The 24,210-nt window shown below is 60.0% G+C and carries 21 protein-coding genes and 1 tRNA gene; 14 read left to right on the forward strand and 8 right to left on the reverse strand.

The features are described from left to right. Nucleotides 1-67: 67 nt before the first annotated feature. The 4 genes from AC1RQB_RS07215 to rsgA form a co-directional block, all read right to left on the reverse strand. On the reverse strand, nt 68-553 hold the full coding sequence (locus AC1RQB_RS07215; protein WP_007902631.1) for a toll/interleukin-1 receptor domain-containing protein: 486 nt from the start codon (nt 551-553) through the stop codon (nt 68-70). Then, entirely contained in the window at nt 553-1,512 is a 960-nt protein-coding gene (locus AC1RQB_RS07220; protein ID WP_063341747.1) for a caspase family protein, read from the reverse strand. The genes AC1RQB_RS07215 and AC1RQB_RS07220 overlap by 1 nt, the downstream gene beginning before the upstream one ends. Nucleotides 1,513-1,515: 3 nt before the next feature. Further along, entirely contained in the window at nt 1,516-1,923 is a 408-nt protein-coding gene (locus AC1RQB_RS07225) for a TIR domain-containing protein (protein WP_008068853.1), read from the reverse strand. Nucleotides 1,924-2,135: 212 nt separating this feature from the next. Further along, a complete protein-coding gene (gene rsgA / locus AC1RQB_RS07230; protein ID WP_008068855.1) occupies nt 2,136-3,167 on the reverse strand; it encodes a small ribosomal subunit biogenesis GTPase RsgA in 1,032 nt (343 codons plus the stop codon). Between the two features lie 107 nt (nt 3,168-3,274). On the opposite strand from rsgA, the gene orn reads away from it, so the two are divergent. Both orn and AC1RQB_RS07240 read left to right on the forward strand, forming a co-directional pair. Further along, a complete protein-coding gene (gene orn / locus AC1RQB_RS07235; protein WP_008068863.1) occupies nt 3,275-3,817 on the forward strand; it encodes an oligoribonuclease in 543 nt (180 codons plus the stop codon). Between the two features lie 182 nt (nt 3,818-3,999). Further along, a complete protein-coding gene (locus AC1RQB_RS07240) occupies nt 4,000-4,611 on the forward strand; it encodes a trimeric intracellular cation channel family protein (RefSeq protein WP_007902638.1) in 612 nt (203 codons plus the stop codon). Nucleotides 4,612-4,712: 101 nt separating this feature from the next. Here the strand turns inward: AC1RQB_RS07240 and queG are convergent, their stop codons facing one another. Continuing rightward, nucleotides 4,713-5,777, reverse strand: a complete 1,065-nt coding sequence (gene queG, locus AC1RQB_RS07245) for a tRNA epoxyqueuosine(34) reductase QueG (RefSeq protein ID WP_063341746.1) — start codon at nt 5,775-5,777, stop codon at nt 4,713-4,715. A gap of 63 nt (nt 5,778-5,840) precedes the next feature. Here queG and AC1RQB_RS07250 point away from each other — a divergent pair, with 63 nt between their 5' ends. From AC1RQB_RS07250 to AC1RQB_RS07305, 12 genes are all read left to right on the forward strand, one after another. After that, nucleotides 5,841-7,340: a bifunctional ADP-dependent NAD(P)H-hydrate dehydratase/NAD(P)H-hydrate epimerase gene (locus AC1RQB_RS07250; RefSeq protein WP_063341745.1), complete on the forward strand. Its 1,500-nt coding sequence runs from the start codon at nt 5,841-5,843 to the stop codon at nt 7,338-7,340. Continuing rightward, the gene (tsaE, locus tag AC1RQB_RS07255; RefSeq protein WP_007902643.1) at nt 7,328-7,798 is read left to right on the forward strand and encodes a tRNA (adenosine(37)-N6)-threonylcarbamoyltransferase complex ATPase subunit type 1 TsaE; all 471 of its coding nucleotides are present in this window, start codon (nt 7,328-7,330) and stop codon (nt 7,796-7,798) included. Before AC1RQB_RS07250 ends, tsaE begins: the two co-directional genes overlap by 13 nt. Next, entirely contained in the window at nt 7,799-9,229 is a 1,431-nt protein-coding gene (locus AC1RQB_RS07260; protein ID WP_063341744.1) for an N-acetylmuramoyl-L-alanine amidase, read from the forward strand. An 8-nt stretch (nt 9,230-9,237) separates the two neighbouring features. Next, nucleotides 9,238-11,136 carry a DNA mismatch repair endonuclease MutL gene (mutL, locus tag AC1RQB_RS07265; RefSeq protein WP_177319481.1) on the forward strand — a complete coding sequence of 633 codons (1,899 nt, stop codon included), beginning with the start codon at nt 9,238-9,240 and terminating at the stop codon, nt 11,134-11,136. Further along, complete coding sequence (miaA, locus tag AC1RQB_RS07270) at nt 11,136-12,107, forward strand: tRNA (adenosine(37)-N6)-dimethylallyltransferase MiaA (protein ID WP_063341743.1); 972 nt, start codon at nt 11,136-11,138, stop codon at nt 12,105-12,107. Before mutL ends, miaA begins: the two co-directional genes overlap by 1 nt. A 94-nt stretch (nt 12,108-12,201) precedes the next feature. Further along, nucleotides 12,202-12,462 carry an RNA chaperone Hfq gene (gene hfq / locus AC1RQB_RS07275; protein ID WP_007902656.1) on the forward strand — a complete coding sequence of 87 codons (261 nt, stop codon included), beginning with the start codon at nt 12,202-12,204 and terminating at the stop codon, nt 12,460-12,462. A gap of 12 nt (nt 12,463-12,474) precedes the next feature. Then, a complete protein-coding gene (hflX, locus tag AC1RQB_RS07280) occupies nt 12,475-13,776 on the forward strand; it encodes a ribosome rescue GTPase HflX (protein ID WP_063341742.1) in 1,302 nt (433 codons plus the stop codon). 96 nt (nt 13,777-13,872) lie between these two features. Then, nucleotides 13,873-15,045, forward strand: coding sequence for an FtsH protease activity modulator HflK (hflK, locus tag AC1RQB_RS07285; RefSeq protein ID WP_007902662.1), 1,173 nt, complete (start codon nt 13,873-13,875; stop codon nt 15,043-15,045). Next, nucleotides 15,045-15,914 (forward strand): protease modulator HflC, encoded by an 870-nt coding sequence (gene hflC / locus AC1RQB_RS07290; RefSeq protein WP_008068875.1) that lies wholly within the window; start codon nt 15,045-15,047, stop codon nt 15,912-15,914. The genes hflK and hflC overlap by 1 nt, the downstream gene beginning before the upstream one ends. Before the next feature lie 317 nt (nt 15,915-16,231). Next, nucleotides 16,232-17,419: an ATP phosphoribosyltransferase regulatory subunit gene (locus tag AC1RQB_RS07295; RefSeq protein ID WP_008068877.1), complete on the forward strand. Its 1,188-nt coding sequence runs from the start codon at nt 16,232-16,234 to the stop codon at nt 17,417-17,419. 54 nt (nt 17,420-17,473) lie between these two features. Then, on the forward strand, nt 17,474-18,766 hold the full coding sequence (locus AC1RQB_RS07300) for an adenylosuccinate synthase (RefSeq protein WP_008068879.1): 1,293 nt from the start codon (nt 17,474-17,476) through the stop codon (nt 18,764-18,766). A gap of 149 nt (nt 18,767-18,915) precedes the next feature. Beyond that, nucleotides 18,916-20,850 (forward strand): methyl-accepting chemotaxis protein, encoded by a 1,935-nt coding sequence (locus AC1RQB_RS07305; RefSeq protein WP_008068880.1) that lies wholly within the window; start codon nt 18,916-18,918, stop codon nt 20,848-20,850. A 123-nt stretch (nt 20,851-20,973) separates the two neighbouring features. On the opposite strand, the gene AC1RQB_RS07310 is transcribed toward AC1RQB_RS07305, so the two are convergent. The 3 genes from AC1RQB_RS07310 to AC1RQB_RS07320 all read right to left on the reverse strand — a co-directional run bounded on the left by AC1RQB_RS07310 (nt 20,974) and on the right by AC1RQB_RS07320 (nt 23,970). Beyond that, complete coding sequence (locus tag AC1RQB_RS07310) at nt 20,974-22,539, reverse strand: ABC transporter permease (protein ID WP_063341741.1); 1,566 nt, start codon at nt 22,537-22,539, stop codon at nt 20,974-20,976. After that, complete coding sequence (locus AC1RQB_RS07315) at nt 22,539-23,549, reverse strand: iron ABC transporter substrate-binding protein (protein WP_063341740.1); 1,011 nt, start codon at nt 23,547-23,549, stop codon at nt 22,539-22,541. The genes AC1RQB_RS07310 and AC1RQB_RS07315 overlap by 1 nt, the downstream gene beginning before the upstream one ends. A 334-nt stretch (nt 23,550-23,883) precedes the next feature. Then, nucleotides 23,884-23,970 (reverse strand) — tRNA-Leu (locus AC1RQB_RS07320). Nucleotides 23,971-24,210: the final 240 nt, after the last annotated feature.

Raw genomic sequence — 24,210 nt, forward strand, 5'->3', positions numbered from 1 at the left:
GTAGGCTTGACTGAAGAGTCTCGCTTAGGTGAACAGCATTGCAATCATCGCGGCTTTTTTGCGCCTGTCAGAAACCGCGTCGGATGCGGCTCTTGAGTTGGTCGTGGAACAACTCGGCGTTGCCTCTGTAGGTGCGGTAAAGGGATTCATTGATCGAACCCAGCGTCATTGAGCGCTTGGTCGCCACTTCTTCACGATAGGCATCAATGAAAAACTCCAGATCCTTGTCGGTGCTGAGCTTTGGCCATTTATCGAGATACAGCGGCAGTTCCGCCGGTCCGGTCTTGAATGAGCATATCCGCCGGTTGCTGATGGTCGCTTCACCGATTTCGAACGGCACCCACCACGACAGCGCGGTCTTGTCCGAGACTATCGCCAGCAGATGCGTGCACTCGGTGATGTTGCGGGTGATGACCCCGGTGATGTCGTCAGTGGTCTGTGATTCCGGATCCAGCACGTCGAAGTAGGTCTTGATGTTGGCCCGAATCAGACGGGTGCTGATGGCGATGGCGTGGGACCGATCGGTATGGCGGTAACTGATAAACACAGGCATCAGAAATGTCCCTTGATCGCGAGTTCGCGGTAATAGGCGCCGAGGGCGGTAAGACGGCATCCGGTGGAGTGGATGGCGGCGTAGTACATGTGCTCGGCGTCCACCGGTTCGATCAGGCTGTGGCGATTGCACTTTTGCAGTTGGGCGAAGACTTCGCCGTGTTCCGGGTCGAACGTGGCTTCGGTAGGTTCGTAGCTCGGATCGAGGGCAAACATTGACTCCGCCTCTTCGAACCAATCAGGCAGTTTGCGCAGGATCTCTTTGGGTATTAGCGGCGAGACTTCTCGCAATGAAATGAACTGCGACACATTGGTCTTGAACACGGGGCGCTGTTCCCACGCGTCGAGAGCGTTGTCGACGAATGAATAGAGGCTGCCGGGGGTGATTTTCCCCAATATGTTCGCGGCGCCGCCGTGCAGTGCTTGCAGTAGCAGTCCCGTGAAAACGCCGTGGTTGACGCCTTCCATAGCCGGCTCTGCCTTTTTGCACGCGGTGAGGATGGTCATGCCTTCGCACACCATGCTGCTTTCGCTGCGTAGCGCCCGCACTTCGCCCGCCGAGCCCGCCTGGCAGCAGTCGAGAATAATCACTTTGTTTTTGATTTTTACCGCTTTGGTCGCCCAGTTCAGGATGTCGCTGATGCGAATTCCATCCTTGGCGGATTTGTAGTCCTGGGGGATCAGCATGCCTTCGTCCGTATCGACGTCGAAGTTGCCGTGACCGGCGAAGTACAGCAGTGCAACGCTGCAATCGCCTGAAAACAATTCCTGGATATGCCCTTCGAGCTTTTCACGGCTCAGGTAATCTTCGGCGGAGGTCAGGACCAGGTTCTTGAAATTCGGATCGCCATTGGCGTCGGTTTTCAGCACCGAAGCCATGGCCATCGCATCGTTGTTGCAACCACTCAATTGCGAAACATGGCTGTAGTTATTAATGCCGATGAACAATCCCTTGCGCATGGTTCAGCCCGCCGCGTGAGTGCGAATGGCATCGATGATGCTGTTGGTGTTCCACGCACACTCCGCGTGCGCCGCCCGGCGTACCACCGTGGAAATCCGTTCGGCGCCAAACGGCTTTATCGCAATGATGACCTTGCCCATTCGCCTGGCGATCTCGATTTCCTTGTTGATCCACTTGCTGTAGGTCGAATACATCCCCGCCATGATCAGCACTGCCGAGCAGAGCCGAATCTTGTTTTCGATGGCTTCTTCAAGTTGTTTGTCTGTTTGCGCGCCGATGATCGGGTTGTCCGGTGGCACCGAAAAATTCTTGAACGTGAAGCCGGGTTTGGCGTTGAGCAACCGCACGAGGTTGTCATGGGCGTGGGGGTAGTTCCACGAATGGCTGATGAACAGATGATAGGTTTGCATGGGTATCCCTCGGTATCGCCAAAATGCGAAGAGGGCTCGAATGTATGCACTTGTGTGGTCGCAACAAGACCTGCGCTGATAAAGAGAATTTGCCTACAAACAGGCGCGCAGAAGCCTTACAGAAGTTTCTGACGTTTAAAGGGTGAGGATATTTGTAGGATGCTACAAGCGGCGCGCCGCCCCGTCAGTGTCGAGGCAGCGGGCGCGTCTGTTTAGTAGCTGGTTTCGGGCAAGCTGGCGATGATCGAGCGGTAGCTGTTCATCCGTTGCTGCTGCACGCGACCCTCTTCCAGGGCCTTGAGCAGGGCGCAACCCGGTTCGCGGTCGTGCTTGCAATCGCGGAAGCGGCAGGTGCCGATCAGGTCGTTGAACTCGATGAAACCGGCTTCGACGTCGGCACGGCTGACGTGACCCAGGCCGAATTCCCGAATACCCGGGGAGTCGATCAACTCACCGCCACCGGGGAAGTGGAACAACCGCGCGGTGGTGGTGGTGTGGGTGCCTTGGCCCGACAGCTCGGACAGTGGGCCGACGCGGGTGTCGACTTCCGGCAGCAGGCTGTTGACCAGCGACGACTTGCCGACGCCGGATTGGCCGACGAATACGCTGATGTGCCCGTCCAGCTGCTTTTGCAACTGTTCCATGCCATTGCCGTGGTGGGCCGACACTTCCAGCACCGGGTAACCCAGCGTGCGGTAAACCGCCAGCAAGGCATTCAGCGCCGGGGCGTTCTGCTCGTCGATCAGGTCGAATTTGTTCAGCAGCAGTAACGGCCGAATACCGGCGTGTTCCGCAGCGACCAGATAACGGTCGATCAGGTTGGCGTGAGGCTCGGGCAGCGGCGCGAAGACGATCACGATCAAGTCGACGTTGGCCGCCACCGGCTTGAGCTGGCCACGGCTGTCGGGACGGCAGAGCTCGGTTTTGCGCGGCAGTTGCGCCACGATCACGCCGATGCCCTGGTTGCCGGCACGCCATACCACCTGATCGCCGGTCACCAGCGCTGGCAGGTTGGCGCGCAAATGGCAGCGGAACACCTGGCCGGCCAATTCGCCATCGAGGGCCTCGACTTCGACCTGCACACCGAAGTGCGCGATCACCAGGCCCGTCTGTTCCGGACCCAGGTCGCCGCCTTCAAGTGCCTCGACAGCCGAGGACTCGCGTTTGGCGGCGCGGGCAGCGCGCTCGCCCTGAATCTTTTCGATGCGCCAGTTTTGACGACGATTGAGTTGGCGTTTGGCCATGGGTGTTCCGTATCGAGAATGCAGCGATTAGGTAAAACGGCCGCGAGTTTAGCACGCCCGGTGGCCTCCCTAGGCTAAACTGCGCACCTACGCCGAGGAGCCGACTCATGCAAAACCCGCTGAACCTGATCTGGATCGACCTGGAAATGACCGGTCTGAACCCTGATACCGACGTCATCATCGAGATGGCCACCATCGTCACCGACAGTAATTTGAACACCTTGGCCGAAGGTCCGGTGATCGCCATTCATCACAGCGACGAGATCCTCGCCGGCATGGATGAGTGGAATACCCGTCAGCACGGCGGCTCCGGGCTGACCCAACGGGTTCGCGACAGCCGCATCAGCATGGCCGAAGCCGAAGCCGAGACCATCGCTTTCCTGGAAAAATGGGTGCCGAAGGGCAAGTCGCCGATCTGTGGCAACAGCATTTGCCAGGACCGTCGCTTCCTTTATACCCACATGAAGTCGCTGGAAAGCTACTTCCATTACCGCAACCTTGACGTGTCGACCCTCAAAGAGCTGGCCGCGCGCTGGGCACCGGACGTACGCGACAGCTTCAAGAAGGGCAGCACCCACCTGGCCCTGGACGACATCCGCGAATCGATCGCCGAGCTGCAGCACTACCGCAAGAATTTCATCAAGTTCTGATTGGGTGGTGTGTCTGTTCTGACGCCTTCGCGGGCAAGCCTCGCTCCTACGGGGCCTGCGTTGTACCTGTAGGAGCGAGGCTTGCCCGCGAAGAAGGCGACGCGGTCTATTTGAATGAGTGCCCCCTTTTGGTGCCGGCCCTAAATGGCTAGACTGCGCGCCTTTCTGCCAGGACCGCCACCATGTTGCTGATGCTCTATCTGATCGCCATCACTGCCGAAGCCATGACGGGCGCCCTGTCGGCGGGCCGTCGCGGCATGGACTGGTTTGGTGTGGTGTTGATCGCGTGCGTCACGGCGTTGGGCGGCGGTTCGGTACGCGACGTGCTGCTCGGCCACTACCCGCTGACTTGGGTCAAACACCCGGAATACCTGGTGCTGACCTCCGTCGCGGCGATGTTGACGATCTTCATCGCCCGCTGGATGCGTCATTTGCGTTCGCTGTTTCTGGTGCTCGACGCGGTGGGCCTGGTGGCGTTCACCCTGATCGGCTGCATGACTGCCCTGGAAATGGGCCACGGCATGCTAGTGGCCTCGGTCAGCGGCGTGATCACAGGGGTGTTCGGCGGCATCCTGCGGGACATCTTCTGCAACGACATCCCACTGATATTCCGCCGCGAGCTCTACGCCAGCGTCTCGTTTGCCGCGGCGTGGTGCTACCTGCTCTGCATCTACCTGCAATTACCCGGCGAACAGTCGATCCTGATCACCCTGTTCGGCGGCTTCCTGCTGCGCTTGCTGGCGATCCGCTTCCACTGGGAAATGCCGAAGTTCGTTTACAACGACGAAGCTTGACACGGTCTCTGTAGCAGCTGCCGAAGGCTGCGTTCGAGGCCGCAGGACTCGCTTTGCGGAATGACGACTGCTGCGCAGCCGAACGCAGCCTTCGGCAGCTGCTACAGGAGTCCGTGTTGTTTCAAGGCCCATTCGACGTGTTCGCGCACCAGTTCCGACGGATAGTCCCGGCGAGCCTTGAGCGCTTCCAGCACCGGAATGCTTGACGGCGCATTACCCAGGCCGACCGCCAGATTGCGCAACCAGCGCTCGTAACCCGCGCGTCTGAGCGGTGAGCCTTCGGTGCTGCTGAGGAACTTCTCTTCGTCCCACATGAACAGTTCGGCCAGTTCGGCGTTGTCCAGGTTATGCCGGGGTTTGAAATCGCTTTCGCCGGAAGGTCGGGCGAAGCGGTTCCACGGGCAGACGATCTGGCAGTCATCGCAACCGAACACCCGGTTACCGATCAGTGGCCGCAAATCTTCGGGGATCGCACTTTTCAGTTCGATGGTCAGGTACGAAATGCAGCGTCGGGCGTCCAGTACATACGGGCCGACAAAGGCGTTGGTCGGGCAGATGTCCAGACAGGCGGTGCAGCGACCGCAGTGTTCGGTGGCGTGAGGCGGGTCGACCGGCAGCGGCAGGTCGACGAACAGTTCGCTGAGGAAGAAGTAGCTGCCGGCCTTGCGATTCAAGACCAGGGTGTTTTTGCCGATCCAGCCAAGGCCAGCCTGTTCTGCGATGGCTTTTTCCAGTACCGGGGCGCTGTCGACAAAGGCGCGGTAGCCGAACGGGCCGATTACCGCCTGAATTTTTTCCGCCAGTTGTTGCACGCGTTTACGGATTAATTTGTGGTAATCGCGGCCCAAGGCATAACGCGACACGTAGGCTTTTTCCGGTTGGGCCAGGCGTTTGGCCATTTCGGTGTCGCCCGGCAGGTAGTCCATGCGCAGGGAAACGACTCGCAAGGTGCCCGGCACCAGTTCTTCCGGATGCGAACGTTTGCTGCCGTGGGCGCCCATATACTCCATTTCGCCGTGGTAGCCGGCTTCGAGCCAGCGCTCCAGGTGCTGCTCATGCTCGGCCAGGTCGAGGCCGCTGATGCCGACTTGCTGAAAGCCCAGCTCGCGGCCCCAGTCCTTGATGGATTGGGCGAGGGCGGGCAGGTCTGTGGTAATAGCGGGCATGAGACGAGAGAAACCGGAGCTGAGGTGCGTATAATTCTGCCAGACATCGGAGCCTGAAGACGCATGCCGCACACTAAAGATGAATTACCCGACGCGCTGTATAGCGCCGCGCAAGTCCGAGGGCTCGATGCGAGCCTGATTGCGGCCGGTACACCGGGCTTCGAATTGATGCAACGTGCGGCGCGGGCGACCTGGCGCGCGCTGGTCCGTCATTGGCCCACGGCGCATGAATTGAGCGTGGTGGCCGGCCACGGCAATAATGCCGGCGACGGTTACCTGGTGGCCGTGCTGGCCCGACGTGCCGGTTGGCACGTGCGGGTGCTGGCCGCCGGGGATCCCGGGCGTTTGCAGGGCGATGCCGCGTCGGCCCATGCCGAGGCAGTAACCGAAGGCGTCGCCATTCAAGACTGGAATGCGCATTCAGAATTGCGTGGCATTGTGCTGGATGCCTTGCTCGGCACCGGCCTGACCGGTGAAGTGCGCGAGCCATACGCCAGCGTCATCGCCGCGATCAACGCCAGTGGGCTACCGGTTGCGGCGGTGGATATCCCCTCGGGGCTGTGCGCCGATACGGGGCGCCAGCTCGGCATTGCGGTTCGAGCGGACCTCACGGTGACGTTCATTGGCTTGAAGCTGGGCCTGTTCACCGGTGACGCTGCGGATGTGGTTGGCGATTTGGTCTTCAATGATCTGTTAGCCGCCCCCGAGACGTTTATCGGGGCCACGGTCAGCGCTCGTCGCCTGACGGCCGATAACGTGCCGCGTCTGACCGGTCGCGCTCCAACTGCCCACAAAGGCAAATTTGGCCACGTATTGCTGATCGGCGGTGATCGCGGTTTTGGTGGAGCCATCCTGCTCGGTGCACAAAGTGCTTTGCGCAGCGGCGCCGGCATGGTGTCTGTGGCCACCCGCAACGAACATGTTCCAGCCGCCTTGGCACGTTTGCCAGAAGCTATGGTGCTAGGCACTTCGTCGGCCAATCAATTGATGGGGCTGCTTGAGAAGGTCACGGTGCTGGTCGTCGGCCCAGGGCTGGGGCAGGCCGCTTGGGGGCGCAGTCTGCTGTCGGCCGCGGCCAATGCGCCGTTGCCGCAAGTCTGGGACGCCGATGCGTTGAACCTGTTGGCCGAAGGTGGCGTGAGCTTGCCCGCCCATTGTGTTATCACGCCGCACCCTGGCGAGGCGGCGCGATTGCTGGGGCTGTCGACGGCCGAAGTTCAGGCCGACCGCCCGGCCGCTGCCCATGCATTGAGCAAAAAATATACAGCGGTAGTGGTGCTCAAAGGCGCCGGCAGCCTGGTCGCCAGCCCCGACGGGCGCCTGGCGTTGTGTCATCAAGGCCATCCGGCCATGGCATCTGCCGGTTTGGGCGATGTGCTGGCCGGGCTGGTCGGCGCCTTGCTCGCTCAGGGTATGGATGCGTACGACGCGGCATGCCTGGCGGTCTGGTTGCACGCCAATGCCGGCGAGCAACAAGGTAAATTCGGCCGCGGGCTGGCGGCCAGTGATCTGATTCCAGCCATTCGTCAGTTGTTGGAGGAGCAAGCACCGTGTCTGAAGTAACCCTGTACCTGGCTGATGAAGAGGCGATGACCGCGTTTGGTGCGCGCATTGCACAAACCACTGAAGGGCACGGTCTGATTTTTCTCGAGGGAGATCTGGGCGCCGGGAAAACCACGCTGTCCCGGGGCATCATTCGTGGCCTGGGGCATACGGGGGCGGTAAAAAGTCCGACCTTCACCCTGGTCGAGCCCTACGAGATCGGGGAGGTCCGCGCCTTCCATTTCGACCTGTATCGATTGGTCGATCCAGAGGAGCTGGAGTACCTCGGCATCCGCGACTATTTCGAAGACGACGCGTTGTGCCTGATCGAATGGCCCCGTAACGGTGCAGGCTTTTTGCCAAAGCCCGACCTGACCATTACCATTAGCCCGCAAGACAGCGGGCGTTCGCTGAAAATTTCGCCACAAGGCTCGCGTGGCGAGTCGTGGTGTGCCGCTTTGGCATTGGAATCCAAATAAATGATGGGGTTAGGTATGCGCTTTCGCGCGTTGGTTGCTGCCGTAGGATTGTTGTTTCTGGCGGTGACCGTCGACGCTGTGGCCGAGACGAAGGTCAACAGTGTTCGCCTGTGGCGGGCGCCGGACAACACGCGGCTGGTGTTTGACCTGACAGGGGCTGTCCAGCACAGCGTTTTTACCCTGACCTCCCCGGATCGGCTGGTGATCGACATTAATGGTGCAACTCTCGGCGCACCACTGAACGTTAATACCTCGAACACCCCGATTACCGCGATGCGCTCGGCTCAGCGCACGCCGACCGACCTGCGGGTGGTCATCGACCTGAAAAAAGCCGTCACGCCAAAAAGCTTCACCCTGGCGCCAAACGCCCAATATGGCAATCGCCTGGTCGTCGACCTGTTCGACAATGCGGCCGATGCCGCGCCACCGCCTGCGCCAACGCCGTCCGTGGCGACGTTGCCTGCGGTCCCTGTCGCACCCTCCGAGCCTTCGATCAAATTGCCGCCCGCCCCAGCCGGCAAGCGCGACATCATTGTGGTGATCGATGCCGGCCACGGTGGTGAAGACCCGGGCGCCTCGGGCTCTCGCGGTCAGCGGGAAAAAGACGTGGTACTGGCCATCGCCCGTGAACTGCAGCGTCAGGTCAATGGCATGAAAGGCTTCCGCGCCGAACTGACTCGCACCGGCGACTACTTCATTCCGTTGCGCGGTCGTACCGAAATCGCTCGTAAGAAGGGGGCTGACCTGTTCGTTTCGATCCACGCTGACGCCGCACCTTCGGCTGCTGCGTTTGGTGCCTCGGTGTTCGCCTTGTCTGACCGTGGTGCGACGTCGGAGACTGCCCGTTGGCTGGCCGACAGCGAAAACCGTTCCGACTTGATCGGCGGTGCCGGCAACGTCAGCCTCGACGACAAGGACCGCATGCTGGCCGGCGTGCTGCTCGATTTGTCGATGACCGCTTCCCTGACGTCCAGCCTCAACGTTGGCCAGAAAGTCTTGAGCAACATCGGCCGCGTCACGCCGCTGCACAAACAGCGGGTAGAGCAAGCCGGGTTCATGGTGCTGAAGTCGCCGGACATCCCGTCGATTCTGGTGGAAACCGGGTTTATCTCCAACGCCAATGAAGCTTCCAAGCTTGCCGCAGCGAACCACCAGCAGGCGCTGGCGCGTTCTATCAGCAGCGGCGTGCGGCAATTCTTTCAGCAGAATCCACCGCCGGGTACCTACATTGCCTGGCTGCGCGATTCCGGCAAAATCGCCCAGGGCCCACGTGACCATCGCGTGAATCCTGGCGAAACCCTGGCGATGATCGCCGTGCGTTATCAGGTGTCCCCGGCCACCTTGCGTAACGCAAACAACTTGAAAAGTGACGAGCTGAAGATTGGTCAGACTCTGACCATCCCTGGCACTGAACTGGCGGCCAAAGAATGAACCAGGTGCTGACCAACGCTGCGCGCATCGAACTGCTCAGCCCGCGGCTGGCGAACCAGATTGCCGCCGGTGAAGTGGTTGAGCGCCCGGCCTCGGTGATCAAGGAGTTGCTGGAAAACAGCCTCGACTCCGGTGCCAAACGCATTGACGTCGATGTGGAGCAGGGCGGCGTCAAGTTGCTGCGGGTGCGCGACGATGGCAGCGGCATTTCTGCCGATGACCTGCCCTTGGCCTTGGCCCGTCACGCCACCAGCAAGATTCGTAACCTGGAAGACCTTGAACAGGTGATGAGCCTGGGGTTTCGTGGTGAGGCGCTGGCGTCCATCAGCTCCGTGGCGCGTCTGACCCTGACGTCCCGCACTCGCGATGCCGATCAGGCCTGGCAAGTGGAAACCGAAGGCCGGGACATGGCGCCGCGGGTGCAGCCGGCCGCCCATCCGGTGGGCACTTCGGTGGAAGTGCGTGATTTGTTCTTCAATACGCCGGCGCGCCGCAAGTTTCTCAAGACCGAAAAAACCGAATTCGATCACCTGCAAGAAGTGATCAAGCGTCTGGCGCTGGCGCGGTTCGACGTGGCGTTCCACCTGCGCCACAACGGCAAAACCATCCTCAGCCTGCACGAAGCCCACGATGACGCGGCCCGCGCCCGGCGTGTGGCGGCGATCTGCGGGGCGGGTTTCCTGGAGCAGGCGCTGCCGATCGAAATCGAGCGCAATGGCCTGCATTTGTGGGGTTGGGTCGGGTTGCCGACCTTTAACCGCAGCCAGGCGGACTTGCAGTATTTCTTTGTGAACGGCCGTGCCGTGCGCGACAAACTGGTGGCCCACGCGGTGCGCCAGGCTTATCGCGACGTGCTGTTCAACGGTCGGCACCCGACGTTCGTGCTGTTTTTCGAAGTCGATCCGGCGGGCGTCGACGTCAACGTGCACCCGACCAAGCACGAAGTACGCTTCCGTGACGGGCGCATGGTTCACGATTTCCTCTATGGCACTTTGCACCGCGCCCTCGGCGATGTGCGGCCGGAGGATCATCTGGCCGCACCTGTCGCGACCGCCATTGTTCGGCCCACCGGGCTCGACGCCGGTGAGTTCGGTCCGCAGGGCGAAATGCGTCTGGCGGCCAATGCGCTGCTGGAACAGCCTCAGGCCCAACCGTCGTTCAACACGCCGGCTGGCTCGGGCGCTGGCGCCGGTTATCAGTATCAATACACGCCGCGGCCTCAATCCGGCGTGCCCGTCGCCGAAGCTCAAGCGGCCTACCGTGAGTTCTTCGCGCCACTGCCCGAAGCCAACGCGGTCGCGCTGCCAGCCGGGCAGGACGACATTCCACCGCTGGGTTATGCGTTGGCGCAGCTCAAGGGCATCTATATTCTTTCGGAAAACGCCCAAGGCCTGGTGCTGGTGGACATGCACGCCGCCCACGAGCGGATCATGTACGAACGCCTGAAAATCGCCATGGCCAGCGAAGGCCTGAGTGGTCAGCCGCTGTTGGTGCCGGAGTCCCTGGCGGTCAGTCAGCGCGAAGCCGATTGCGCCGAAGAACACGTCGCGTGGTTCCAGCGGTTGGGCTTTGAGTTGCAGCGTCTTGGCCCGGAGTCGCTGGCGATCCGGCAAATCCCCGCGTTGCTGAAACAGGCTGAAGCCAATCGATTGGTCAGCGACGTTCTGGCGGATTTGATGGAATACGGCACCAGCGACCGGATTCAGGCACACCTGAACGAACTGCTCGGCACCATGGCCTGCCACGGCGCAATTCGCGCGAATCGGCGTCTGGCCTTGCCGGAAATGAACGGTCTGCTGCGGGACATGGAAAACACCGAACGCAGCGGTCAATGCAACCATGGCCGACCGACCTGGACCCAATTGGGCCTGGACGATCTGGACAAACTGTTTTTGCGCGGTCGTTGATGAGCCAGTTCCCTCCTGCGATTTTCCTGATGGGGCCGACGGCTGCCGGCAAGACCGACCTGGCCATCGAACTCACCAAAGTTTTGCCCTGCGAGCTGATCAGCGTCGATTCGGCGCTGGTTTACCGTGGCATGGACATTGGCACCGCCAAGCCTTCCAAAGAGTTGTTGGCCGAATTTCCGCATCGGTTGATCGATATTCTCGACCCGGCCGAGAGTTATTCCGCTGCGGATTTTCGTCGTGATGCGCTTGAGGCCATGGCAGAGATCACCGCTCGGGGCAAAATTCCGCTGCTGGTAGGCGGCACAATGCTCTACTACAAGGCTTTGCTCGAAGGTCTGGCCGACATGCCGGCGGCCGATCCGCAGGTGCGCGCGCAAATCGAAGAAGAGGCTGCACGCCTTGGCTGGCAAGCCCTGCACGATCAATTGGCGGTCATCGATCCGCAATCGGCCGCGCGAATTCATCCGAACGATCCGCAGCGCCTCAGTCGCGCGCTGGAAGTTTATCGCGTCAGTGGTCAAAGCATGACTGAGCTACGCTTGCGACAATCTGCGCAAAGTACTGAAGCAGCCGCTTCGGGACTGCAACAATTGCCCTATACTGTCGCGAACTTGGCTATCGCCCCGGCAAATCGCCAGGTACTGCACGAGCGTATTAAACAAAGATTCACAAATATGTTGGAACAGGGATTCATCGACGAGGTCGTAGCCCTGCGAGATAGAGGTGACCTGCATTCGGGGATGCCGTCTATACGTGCTGTAGGTTATCGACAAGTCTGGGATTACCTGGATGGCAAGCTGACGCAAGCCGAGATGCAGGAGCGTGGAATCATTGCCACGCGCCAATTGGCAAAGCGCCAGTTCACCTGGCTACGCAGTTGGGCTGATTTACACTGGTTGGACAGCCTCGATTGCGACAATCTGCCGCGCGCCTTGAAATACCTTGGGACCATCTCCATATTGAGCTGAGTCCTTGCAATTGCCGTCTATCCTTGGGGGTGTGACGGCCCCAAGCCATCTGTTTACCTATTTTTTATATTGAATCCTTAAAGGAGTGCGGCACATGTCAAAAGGGCATTCGCTACAAGACCCTTACTTGAATACTTTACGTAAAGAGAAAGTGGGGGTTTCCATCTACCTGGTCAACGGGATCAAACTGCAAGGCACGATCGAGTCTTTCGACCAGTTCGTAATCCTGCTGAAAAACACCGTTAGCCAAATGGTTTACAAACACGCTATCTCTACAGTGGTGCCGGTTCGTCCAATTCGTCTGCCTAGCGCAACCGAATCCGAAGCAGGTGACGCTGAGCCAGGTAACGCCTGATAGGAGTCTCCTTTGTTCTTTGAGCGCCACGGTGGTGGTGAACGGGCAATTCTCGTTCACTTGGATGGTCAGGACCCTGAGGCGCGCGAAGATCCGCAGGAGTTTCAGGAGTTGGCAATTTCGGCTGGCGCCGAGACCGTCGCGTTTTTTAACGTGCCGCGTCATCGGCCAACCGCCAAAACCCTGATCAGCAGCGGCAAGGTCGAAGAGTTACGCGATCTGGTCAGCGCCGAACAGGTCGATCTGGTGATTTTCAATCACATCCTCACGCCCAGTCAGGAACGTAACCTCGAACGTATTTTCGAGTGCCGCGTGATTGACCGCACGGGTTTGATTCTCGATATCTTCGCCCAACGCGCCCGCACCCATGAAGGCAAGCTCCAGGTTGAACTGGCTCAGCTTGAACACATGAGTACGCGGCTGGTTCGTGGCTGGACTCACCTTGAGCGGCAGAAGGGCGGTATCGGTCTGCGCGGCCCGGGTGAAACCCAGCTGGAAACCGACCGGCGCCTGTTGCGGATTCGCCTGCGGCAGATCAAGGGGCGCCTGGAAAAGGTCCGCAGCCAACGCGAGCAATCTCGTCGCGGGCGCAAACGTGCTGACATTCCGACGGTTTCACTGGTGGGTTACACCAACGCCGGCAAATCGACGCTGTTCAACTCGGTCACCGATTCCGACGTCTTCGCCGCCGACCAGTTATTCGCTACCCTCGACCCGACCTTGCGCCGACTCGAACTCGACGACCTCGGGCCGATCGTGCTGGCCGACACCGTAGGCTTCATTCGCCACCTGCCGCACAAACTGGTCGAGGCATTTCGGGCTACGCTCGAAGAGTCGAGCAACTCCGACCTGCTGCTGCATGTGATCGATGCGCATGAGCCTGAGCGTATGGCCCAGATTGAACAGGTCATGGTGGTGCTCGGGGAGATCGGGGCACAAGACTTGCCGATCCTTGAGGTATACAACAAACTCGATTTGCTCGAGGGTGTCGAGCCGCAGATCCAGCGCGATGCCGATGGCAAACCGCAGCGGGTCTGGTTATCGGCCAAGGATGGTACCGGTCTTGACCTGCTCAAGCAGGCCGTGGCCGAACTGTTAGGCAGTGATTTGTTTGTTGGCACCTTGCGCTTGCCGCAACGTTTTGCTCGACTGCGTGCGCAGTTTTTCGAACTGGGTGCGGTGCAAAAAGAAGAACACGACGAAGAAGGCATCAGCTTGCTGGCCGTTCGCTTGCCACGGATCGAACTGAATCGACTCGTGAGCCGCGAAGGTCTGCAACCGATGGAATTCATCGAGCAACACACTTTGCAATAAAAGCCTGAGAAAGCGGTTGTGCCGCGGTGACAGGCATTCTGTAGCATTGGTCGGCGCGCCGTGGGTGCGTCTTTGCTTTATCAGATGGAGAGCGCTATGGCTTGGAATGAGCCGGGTGGCAACTCGAATAATCAGGATCCTTGGGGTGGCAAGCGCCGCAATAACGGCGACCGCAAGGGACCACCGGATCTCGACGAGGCCTTCCGAAAGCTGCAGGAAAGCCTGAACGGGTTGTTCGGTGGTGGTAAAAAACGCGGTGACGAGGGCGGTCGCCCGGGCAAGAGTGGCGGCTTCGGCGGCCTGCTCGGTATCGGCCTGGTCGTGCTGGCGGCTGTGTGGCTGTACAGCGCTGTTTACGTGGTCGACGAGCAGGAGCAAGCCGTAGTGCTGCGCTTCGGCAAATACTATGAAACCGTCGGCCCGGGCCTGAACATCTATTTCCCGCCGATCGATCGCAAGTACATGGAAAACGTCACGCGTGAGCGTGCCTATACCAAGCAGGGTCAAATGCTGACTGAAGACGAAAACATCGTCGAAGTGCCGCTGACCGTGCAGTACAAGATCAGCAACCTGCAAGACTTCGTGCTGAACGTCGATCAGCCGGAAATCAGCCTGCAACATGCAACCGACAGTGCCTTGCGTCACGTGGTGGGTTCTACCGCCATGGATCAGGTGCTGACCGAAGGTCGTGAGCTGATGGCCAGCGAAATCAAGGAGCGTCTGCAACGCTTCCTCGATACCTACCGCACCGGTATCACCGTCACCCAGGTCAACGTACAGAGCGCAGCTGCACCGCGTGAAGTCCAGGAAGCCTTCGATGACGTGATCCGCGCCCGTGAAGACGAGCAGCGTTCGCGAAACCAGGCTGAAACCTACGCCAACGGTGTCGTGCCGGAAGCCCGTGGTCAGGCCCAGCGCATCCTCGAGGATGCCAACGGTTACCGCGACGAGACCGTCTCCCGCGCCAAGGGTGAGGCCGATCGCTTCACCAAGCTGGTGGCCGAGTATCGCAAGGCCCCTGAAGTCACCCGCCAGCGTCTGTATCTGGACACCATGCAGGAAATCTTCAGTAACACCAGCAAGGTTCTCGTGACCGGCAACAAGGATGGCCAGAACAATCTGCTCTACTTGCCGCTGGACAAGATGATCGACAGTGGTCGCAGCCCCGGCGCTCCGGTGACCGGTGCGGCAGCCAGCAGCAATGAAGTGAATGCGCGTGCGGCAGCTGATCTGCAGCAACAGCAAGCACGTACCAGGGAGAGTCGCTGATGAGCAATAAATCGCTGATCGCCCTTATTATCGGCGTCGTCGTGGCGATCGTTGCCTGGAACTGCTTCTACATCGTGGCTCAGACCGAGCGTGCGGTGTTGCTGCAGTTCGGTCGCGTGGTCCAGGCCGATGTTCAGCCGGGCCTGCATGTGAAAGTGCCTTACGTGAACAAGGTGCGCAAATTCGACGCGCGCCTGATGACACTGGATGCACCGACACAACGCTTCCTGACGCTGGAAAAGAAAGCCGTGATGGTCGATGCCTACGCCAAGTGGCGCGTGAAAGATGCCGAGCGCTTCTACACCGCGACTTCCGGCCTCAAGCAGATTGCCGACGAGCGTCTTTCCCGTCGTCTGGAATCGGGCCTGCGTGACCAGTTCGGTAAGCGCACCCTGCACGAAGTAGTGTCCGGTGAGCGTGATGCGCTGATGGCTGACATCACCAACTCGCTGAACAAGATGGCGGAAAAAGAGCTGGGCATCGAAGTTGTCGATGTCCGGGTCAAAACCATCGACCTGCCGAAGGAAGTGAACCGCAGCGTGTTCGAACGTATGAGCACCGAGCGTGAGCGTGAAGCTCGCGAGCACCGCGCCAAGGGTAACGAGCTGGCTGAAGGCATCCGTGCCGACGCCGACCGTCAACGCCGTGTGCTGCTGGCTGAAGCCTATCGTGAATCTGAAGAGGTTCGCGGTGACGGTGATGCCCAGGCTGCTGCGATCTACTCCAAGGCCTACGGTCAGGATCAGGAGTTCTACGCGTTCTACCGTAGCCTGCGTGCCTACCGTGAAAGCTTCGCGAACAAATCCGACGTCATGGTCCTGGACCCGGGCAGCGACTTCTTCCGTTACCTGGAAAAAGCCAAGCCTTGATACGGCGTTGACCTGAATCATCCCCCGCCTGGCGGCTAAAACCTCGGGCGGGGTGATCCTTTGGGAAAACGTGTGTATGATGCGGCAGCCGGGAAATTCCCGGCTTTTTTGCGTCTGCACGTTTGATTGCTGTTTTTATGCAGGCACCCGAGTTGAATGACTCGACAGGTTTTTCGAGGAAAGTGGTTGGCGAAGCCGGTTTAAGGCTTTTCGCCCCGTTGTCCATGCGCGCGGTTTGTGCGCATGGGCCGATCATTTTCTGCTTCACTCAAGGCTCGCCCAAAGGCTTGTCGCCCGGATCATAGGGGAATGGCGTAATGGCAACGGTAGACCGCTGGCTGCTGCCAGATGGCATCGAAGAAGTACTGCCACCAGAAGCTGCGCGCATCGAAATAGCGCGTCGCCAGGTGTTGGATCTGTTCCAGAGCTGGGGTTACGAGTTTGTCGTGACTCCCCATATCGAGTACCTGGAATCCCTGCTGACTGGTGCGGGCTCAGACCTCGATCTGCGTACCTTCAAGGTCATCGACCCGCAGTCGGGCCGGCAGATGGGTTTCCGTGCCGACATCACGCCGCAAGTGGCGCGCATCGATGCGCATACCCTGCGTCGCGAAGGGCCGAGCCGTCTGTGTTATGCCGGTAGCGTGCTGCATGCTCAGCCGCGTGCCTTGTCGTCCTCGCGCAGCCCGATTCAACTGGGCGCCGAGTTGTACGGCGATGCCAGCCCGAGCAGTGACGTGGAAGTCATCAGCCTGATGCTGGCCATGCTGCAACTGGCCGATGTACCGGATGTGCACATGGACCTCGGCCATGTCGGCATCTATCGCGGTCTGGCCCGTGCCGCCGGTTTGTCCGGTGAAGTCGAGCAACAGTTGTTCGATGCGTTGCAACGTAAAGCCATCGACGAGGTCATTACCTTGACCGAAGGCCTGCCTGCGGATCTGTCGGGCATGCTGCGAGCGCTGGTCGACCTGTGTGGCGGTCGTGAAGTGTTGAGCGCCGCGCGTGAGCGTCTGGCCAATGCGCCGGCACCCGTGCTGGCGGCCCTGGACGATTTGCTGGCAATTGCCGAGCGTCTGTCCACGCGTTTCCCGGAATTACCGCTGTATTTCGACCTGGGCGAGTTGCGCGGCTACCACTACCACACCGGTGTAGTGTTCGCCGTGTTCGTACCGGGGGTTGGCCAGTCCATTGCTCAGGGCGGTCGTTACGACGACATTGGTGCCGACTTCGGTCGTGCCCGTCCGGCAACTGGTTTCTCTACCGATTTGAAAACCCTGGTGACCCTGGGGCGTGCTGAAATCGAGCTACCGTCTGGCGGTATCTGGATGCCTGACAGTACGGATGCAGCACTCTGGCAGCAGGTTTGCCAGTTGCGCAGTGAGGGTCAGCGTGTCGTTCAGGCATTGCCTGGGCAACTTTTGGCCGCCGCCCGTGAAGCGGACTGCGACCGGCAATTGATTCAGCAGAACGGGCTTTGGCAAGTATTGCCGCTGGCTTCTTGAGTTTTCCTGCCGGCCGCCGCCGGCACCAAGTTTGCGCGAATGAGGACAAGTGTTATGGGTAAGAATGTCGTAGTCCTGGGCACCCAATGGGGTGATGAGGGCAAAGGCAAGATCGTTGATCTGCTGACCGAACATGCTGCCGCCGTAGTGCGCTACCAAGGTGGTCACAACGCTGGCCACACCCTGGTGATCGACGGCGAAAAAACCGTCTTGCACCTGATCCCGTCGGGCGTGCTGCGCGAAGGCGTGCAGTGCCTGATCGGTAACGGCGTGGTGGTTGCACCCGACGCCCTGCTGCGGGAAATCATCAAGCTGGAAGAGAAAGGCGTACCGGTGCGTGAGCGCCTGCGTATCAGCCCGTCCTGCCCGCTGATCCTGTCCTACCACGTAGCGCTGGACCAGGCCCGTGAAAAGGCCCGTGGCGAGCTGAAGATCGGTACTACCGGTCGCGGCATCGGTCCGGCTTACGAAGACAAGGTTGCCCGTCGCGGTCTGCGTATCGGTGACCTGTTCCACCGCGAGCGTTTCGCCGCCAAGCTGGGCGAGTTGCTGGATTACCACAACTTTGTACTGGTCAATTACTACAAAGAGCCAGCAATCGACTTCCAGAAAACACTCGACGAGTGCATGGAATACGCCGAGCTGCTCAAGCCGATGATGGTCGACGTCACCGCTGAACTGCACGAGCTGCGTCGCGCGGGCAAAGACATCATGTTCGAAGGCGCCCAAGGCTCCCTGCTGGACATCGACCACGGTACTTACCCGTACGTCACCAGCTCCAACACCACCGCGGGCGGCATCGCCACCGGTTCGGGTTTTGGCCCGATGTACCTGGATTACATCCTCGGCATCACCAAGGCTTACACCACTCGTGTGGGTTCGGGTCCGTTCCCGACTGAACTGTTTGACGACGTCGGTGCTTTCCTGGCCAAGCGTGGCCATGAGTTCGGCGCTACTACCGGCCGTGCCCGTCGTTGCGGCTGGTTCGACGCCGTCATCCTGCGTCGCGCCATCGACGTCAACAGCATTTCGGGCCTGTGCCTGACCAAGCTGGACGTGCTGGACGGTCTGGAAACCATCAACATCTGCGTGGGCTACAAGAACCAGGACGGTGCAGTGATCGATGCACCGACTGACGCCGACAGCTACATTGGCCTGGAGCCGGTGTACGAGCAAATGCCAGGCTGGACCGAATCCACCGTCGGTGCCAAGACCCTGGAAGAGCTGCCTCAGGCTGCACGCAACTACATCAAACGCGTCGAAGAGTTGGTCGGTGCTCCGATCGACATTATTTCGACGGGCCCGGACCGCAACGAAACCATCGTTCTGCGTCACCCGTTCGCTTAATAAGTCGTTGATGTAAAACACAAAGGCCCCTTAATTGGGGCCTTTGTCGTTTATGCCTGTCGAACGGCATGACCTTTGCTGTGAACATTGAAAAAGCATCGTTTCTGACGTGCTATCAATTTGATGGCGTCAAAGCAGAGGGATTTTCAGTGTCGGCCGTTCTCTCACTGTTACAAAGCCGTCTCTTGCGGCCCGTGTTCGTTACCCTGGGTATCGCCCTTTTGGTGCAGGTGCTGGTAGCTGTCGCTCTGACCCGGAGCACAGTGACTGCGCTGGAAGCTGATTTGGGTATGCGGTTGGACGCCGATAGCCAAAAGCTCTCTGGTGAGCTTGAGCAGGCAGGGCGTGAAGTCACGTCGAGCCTGGATAGCCTGTCCACCAGTACCCGTCAGCGCCTGACGGCCGGGCTGTCTTCGCGTCTGAAGGACGAGCAGGCGCAACTGCGTGCGACACTGGAGAAGGACCTGAAGGATTCGGCCAACGACATGGCGCAGCTTCTGGCCTCGGTCGCACCCCGCGCCATGTGGGACAGCGACATCCCCACCCTTTCCGAATTCGCTCGCCGTGCCCAGCGCAATCCCAATGTGTTGTTCGTGGTCTACGACGACGCCACGGGCCAGCACCTGACGCGCTACCTCAACCGGGAGAACCCGATCAACAAGGCGCTTCTGGAAAAAGGCCAGGGCGAGCGGGCGCTGGACAAGGTGCTGGATGCGGCGAAGAACGATCCGTCGGTCTACTACCTTGAAGCCTCGATCAATCCCAATGGGGTGGAGATCGGCAAGGTGTTGATGGGCGTCTCGACCGCCTCCGTGGAAACCGATGTGGCGGCGCTGGACAAGCGATTCTCGGCGCTGATCGCCAGCAGTGATCAACTGGTGGGTGACAGCCTCAAAGGCGCGGCGGCTGACAGCGCAGCGGCGATGCGCGGGCGTCTGCAATCGGCGCAGTCTACCGCCACTGAAATGAAAGCCAATACCACCACTGCCGTGCAGGAAGCTGCGGGGACTTTACGCTGGCGCATCGGCATGGGCCTGGCGCTGGTAGGTTTTGGTGTGCTGCTGTTGCTGGCGGTGGTGCTGGGTCGTCGAGTGGTCAATCGCTTGAAGCTGCTGATCGCTGCCATGGATGACCTGGCGGCGGGTGAGGGCGATCTGACCAAGCGTGTGCAGATCAACAGCCAGGATGAGATTGGCGACATGGCCTCGGCGGTCAATCGCTTTGTGGATAAGTTGCAGCCGATCGTGCGAGAGGCAGGCGATGTGGCCCAGCGGACCGGCGTGGAAATCGGCGCCATGACCCTGCGCAATGCCGGCGCCGACGCCGCGGCGGGCATGCAGCGCGATGAAGTGGCCGAAAGCTTGCGCGCGTTGTCGCAAATGGCTGATGAAGCCCAGTCTGAAAGTCACGCCATGCAGGCCGCTTTGCAGCAGGTGGTGGGCATTCGTCAGGCCACGGATGAAAACACTCGGACCTCGGCGAAAGTTGGCAGTCTCATTGAGGCATTGGCCGGACAAGTCGACACCGGTGCGAAAGTCATCGAGCGCCTGGCGCAGCAGAGTGAGCAGATTGAAGTGGTGCTGACGGTGATTCACGGGATCGCCGAACAAACCAACTTGCTGGCGTTGAACGCGGCCATTGAGGCGGCGCGTGCCGGTGAGACCGGTCGCGGGTTTGCCGTGGTGGCGGATGAGGTGCGGGCACTGGCGAGCAAGACTCAGAGCTCAACCGGCGACATTCAGGCCCACATCGTTGCGTTGCAGCAGGGCGCGCGAGAGGCTGTTGCGGCAATCGGACAGGCCGGACGTCAGGCCAGCGAAGGTTTGCTGGTGTTGCGCGACAGTGCGCGGTTGCAGCAGTCGGTGCAGGTGTCGGTCGAGCAGGTGCATGCGGCGATCGGTCTGGCGACACAGGCTGCGGCGCATCAGGCGCAAGGTGCGCAGGCCGTGCGTGGGCGGGTTGAGACCATTCATGCTCAAGCTGAAAAGGCTGCTCAGGCGGTGGTGGAAACCACGGCCAGTGGCAAGGTGCTGGATGGTTTGGCGGCGCAATTGAAGGCGAGCCTGGGGCAGTTCAGGGCATAAGTTTTGTATTGTTTGTGCGGACGCCATCGCGGGCAAGCCCGCTCCCACAGGTACTTCTGTGAACTCACAATTTTGTGCGTAACAGAAGACACTGTGGGAGCGGGCTTGCCCGCGATAGCGATCTCAGCGGCTCAAATACATCCGAGTCGTTAGGAGATAAACCGGCAACCCAGACACCACAATCAACAACGCCGCATAAGGCGCCGCCGCCGCAAACTCCACATTCGCGGTATGCGCCCAGACTTCCGTCGCCAGCGTATTGAGCCCGGTGGGACTCAGGAGCAGCGTTGCCGTCAGCTCCTTCATCGCATCCAGAAACACCAGTGCAAAGGCTGCCCCCAAGGCGGGGAAGATGATCGGCAGCGTCACTCGACAAAACGCGCTGAAGGACGACGCTCCCAGCGTGCGTGCGGCCTCTTCCAGTTGCGGTGCTGCCTTGTTCAGCGCCGTACGAATCGGTGCCTGCGCCAGCGGCAGAAACAACAGCGCATAAGCAATCAGCAACAGCGCTGAGGTCTGGTACAGCACCGGCACATAATGCAGGGCGAAATACACCAGAGTCAGCGCAATCACCAATCCCGGCAGCGCATGCAGCAGATACGGCAGGCGCTCGGCCCAGATTGCCAGTCGGCCTTTATGGCGCACCACCAACAATCCCACCGGTACCGCCAGCACCAGGCACAGCGCCGCACCACCGAGAGACAGCGCCAGAGACGACAACAACGCCTCGCTGATCGCGGCGACCGGGAACGCCGCCGACGAACCCACCATCAGCCAGTACGCCAGCATCCCCAGCGGAATGCCGCTGCCGATGATCGCCAGCAGCAGGCAGTAAAGCTGTCCGACAGTCGTCCATGGCCCCAGGCGAACCTGTTGCGCCTGCCTCGCCGCGCCCTGGCCGGTGCGCACATGTCGGCCTTTGCCGCGCACTCGCAACTCCAGCCATAGCAGCACCAGACACAGCGCCAACAGCACCGCCGAGAGCATCGCTGCGTTAGCGTTGCTGAATTCCAGTTCGAACTGTTGGTAGATCGCTGTCGTGAAAGTCTGCAGCCCGATGATCGACAGCGCGCCGAACTCCACCAGCATGTGCAGCGCAATCAGCAGCGAACCGGCCAGCAGTGACGGCCAGAGCAAAGGCAGGGTGATTTTAAAGAACACGCCCCAGCGATTCTGCCCCAGGGTTCGTGCGGACTCCTCCAGGGACGGATCGAGATTGCGCAGGGTTGCCGCCACTGGCAGAAAAATCAGCGGGTATTTGGACAGGGTCATCACCAGAATCGCGCCGCCTAGCCCTTCGAAGTGAGCGCTCAGGGAGACCCAGGTGAAGCTGCTGACAAATGCCGGCACCGCGAACGGCAGGCACAGGATCACGCCCCATAGCCGTCGACCTGGCAGAGTGCTGCGTTCCAGCAACCAGGCGAGCGACAAGCCAATCACGCCGCAGGCCAGCGTGACGCCCACCATCAGCGCCAGCGTATTACGCAGCAGGCCAAGCACGTAAGGTCGCCACAACAGATGCAGCGCCTCGGCCAAGCCTGCTTGCCAGGTCTTGAGGCCAACATAAGCCAGTGGCAACAGGCTGAGCACCACCAGCAGCAAAACCGGCAGCAACAACCAGATCGACGGCCGCTTGCGCCGTGGCACGTAGCCCCCACGCAAGGCGGGGGCAGATAACGATGCGCTCATCAGTTCAGGCCAACGTCACGTTCCAGGTCCAGGGCTTCTTCGGCGTTGCCGAGATCGGCGGGCGTGACGTTCGGTGCTTGCAGTTCGCTGAACGGCTTGAGGCCGCGATCCGATTCCATGCCTTTGTGCAGCGGGTATTCGGCGGTGGTCTGGGTGATCACGCGCTGACCTTCTTCGCTGGCCATGTAGGCGAGGAATTGCTGGGCTTCTTCTGGATGTTTGCTGGATTTCAGTACGGCGGCGCTGGAAACAGTGATCAACCCGCCGACGTCGCCGCCGGTAAAGTAATGCAGTTTCGAATCGAGCTGGCCTTTTTCACGCTGCAAGGCGAACCAGTAGTAATTGTTCACCAGTACGGTGGCGACTTCGCCGTTTTCCACAGCCTTCAGCGCGACCATGTTGTTGCTGTAGGTCTTGCCGAATGCACGCAGGCCGGTGAGCCATTCTTCGGCGGCGTCCATGCCGTGGACTTTAATGATCGCCACCGCCTGTTCCTGGAATGCGCCGCTGGTGGGCACGAAGCCGACTTTGCCTTGCCATTTCGGATCGGAGAACTCCATTACCGACTTGGGCAGGTCTTTTTCATCGATCAACTTGGGGTTGAACGCAACCACGCGGACTCGCGCAGTGATACCGATCCAGGTGCCGTTGCCGGCGACGTAGTCCTTTGGCAGAACGGCGAGGGTGGCGGCGTCGGTCTGAGCCAGCAGGCCTTGTTCGCCGAGTTTGTTCAATGGTGGGGATTCTTCGGTGTAGATCACGTCGGCGGGGGATCGATCGCCTTCTTCGACGATCTGGCTGGCGAGCTGGTTACTGCTGCCCTTGCGCACATTGACGTGAATCCCGGTCTTGGCTTCGAAGGCTTTGGCGACGGCATCGCCGACTTCCTTGTGTTGGCCGTTATAGAGTGTCAGGGAAACCGGATCGGCGGCTTGGGTGAGGGGAGTGGCGAGTGTCAGGCCGAGCAGGGTGATGGTCAGGCCGCGGCGCAGGGTATTTCGAAACATCATTCGCAGGGTTCCTCACTGTCGCATTGCAAAAACTTGTAACAATGATAAACGATATTGTTTCTCATGTGCGTCTTGCGGGTCTGAGGAGTGTTTGCTAGAAGGGCGGGGGCGAGTTTTGTGGCGAGGGAGCTTGCTCCCGCTCGGCTGCGAAGCAGTCGTAAACCCTGAGAGTGCGGTGTAACTGTTGGAATGATGAGGAGCGCTTCGCACTCCAGCGGGAGCAAGCTCCCTCGCCACAGGGAAGTATTGGCTTGGGGTTTTCGAAAGCCAGAAACGCAAAAACCCGCTTTCGCGGGTTTCTGTGAAATTCAAGATCGTGACCTTGAATTTGAATTGGTGCCCAGAAGAAGACTCGAACTTCCACGACCTTGCGGTCACCAGCACCTGAAGCTGGCGTGTCTACCAATTTCACCATCTGGGCATAATCGCAAGCGTTGCCGCTGTTGATGTGGCGCACTATACGGAGAGCATTTTGATCTGTAAACCCCTGATTTAATTTTAATAAACCGGAAGCCTGAAATGCAAAAACCCGCTTTCGCGGGTTTTTGTGTGAGCCTTGAAATTGATCTAATCTCAAGCTCGAAATTGGTGCCCAGAAGAAGACTCGAACTTCCACGACCTTGCGGTCACCAGCACCTGAAGCTGGCGTGTCTACCAATTT

Source organism: Pseudomonas sp. GW822-FHT02E03 (assembly GCF_058802325.1).

Bases quoted from the DNA above. Each gene is read 5' to 3' on its own strand.
- AC1RQB_RS07215 (WP_007902631.1), bottom strand. From the start codon at position 553: ATGCCTGTGTTTATCAGTTACCGCCATACCGATCGGTCCCACGCCATC.
- AC1RQB_RS07220 (WP_063341747.1), bottom strand. From the start codon at position 1,512: ATGCGCAAGGGATTGTTCATCGGCATTAATAACTACAGCCATGTTTCG.
- AC1RQB_RS07225 (WP_008068853.1), bottom strand. From the start codon at position 1,923: ATGCAAACCTATCATCTGTTCATCAGCCATTCGTGGAACTACCCCCAC.
- rsgA (WP_008068855.1), bottom strand. From the start codon at position 3,167: ATGGCCAAACGCCAACTCAATCGTCGTCAAAACTGGCGCATCGAAAAG.
- orn (WP_008068863.1), top strand. From the start codon at position 3,275: ATGCAAAACCCGCTGAACCTGATCTGGATCGACCTGGAAATGACCGGT.
- AC1RQB_RS07240 (WP_007902638.1), top strand. From the start codon at position 4,000: ATGTTGCTGATGCTCTATCTGATCGCCATCACTGCCGAAGCCATGACG.
- queG (WP_063341746.1), bottom strand. From the start codon at position 5,777: ATGCCCGCTATTACCACAGACCTGCCCGCCCTCGCCCAATCCATCAAG.
- AC1RQB_RS07250 (WP_063341745.1), top strand. From the start codon at position 5,841: ATGCCGCACACTAAAGATGAATTACCCGACGCGCTGTATAGCGCCGCG.
- AC1RQB_RS07260 (WP_063341744.1), top strand. From the start codon at position 7,799: ATGATGGGGTTAGGTATGCGCTTTCGCGCGTTGGTTGCTGCCGTAGGA.
- miaA (WP_063341743.1), top strand. From the start codon at position 11,136: ATGAGCCAGTTCCCTCCTGCGATTTTCCTGATGGGGCCGACGGCTGCC.
- hfq (WP_007902656.1), top strand. From the start codon at position 12,202: ATGTCAAAAGGGCATTCGCTACAAGACCCTTACTTGAATACTTTACGT.
- hflK (WP_007902662.1), top strand. From the start codon at position 13,873: ATGGCTTGGAATGAGCCGGGTGGCAACTCGAATAATCAGGATCCTTGG.
- hflC (WP_008068875.1), top strand. From the start codon at position 15,045: ATGAGCAATAAATCGCTGATCGCCCTTATTATCGGCGTCGTCGTGGCG.
- AC1RQB_RS07295 (WP_008068877.1), top strand. From the start codon at position 16,232: ATGGCAACGGTAGACCGCTGGCTGCTGCCAGATGGCATCGAAGAAGTA.
- AC1RQB_RS07300 (WP_008068879.1), top strand. From the start codon at position 17,474: ATGGGTAAGAATGTCGTAGTCCTGGGCACCCAATGGGGTGATGAGGGC.
- AC1RQB_RS07310 (WP_063341741.1), bottom strand. From the start codon at position 22,539: ATGAGCGCATCGTTATCTGCCCCCGCCTTGCGTGGGGGCTACGTGCCA.
- AC1RQB_RS07315 (WP_063341740.1), bottom strand. From the start codon at position 23,549: ATGATGTTTCGAAATACCCTGCGCCGCGGCCTGACCATCACCCTGCTC.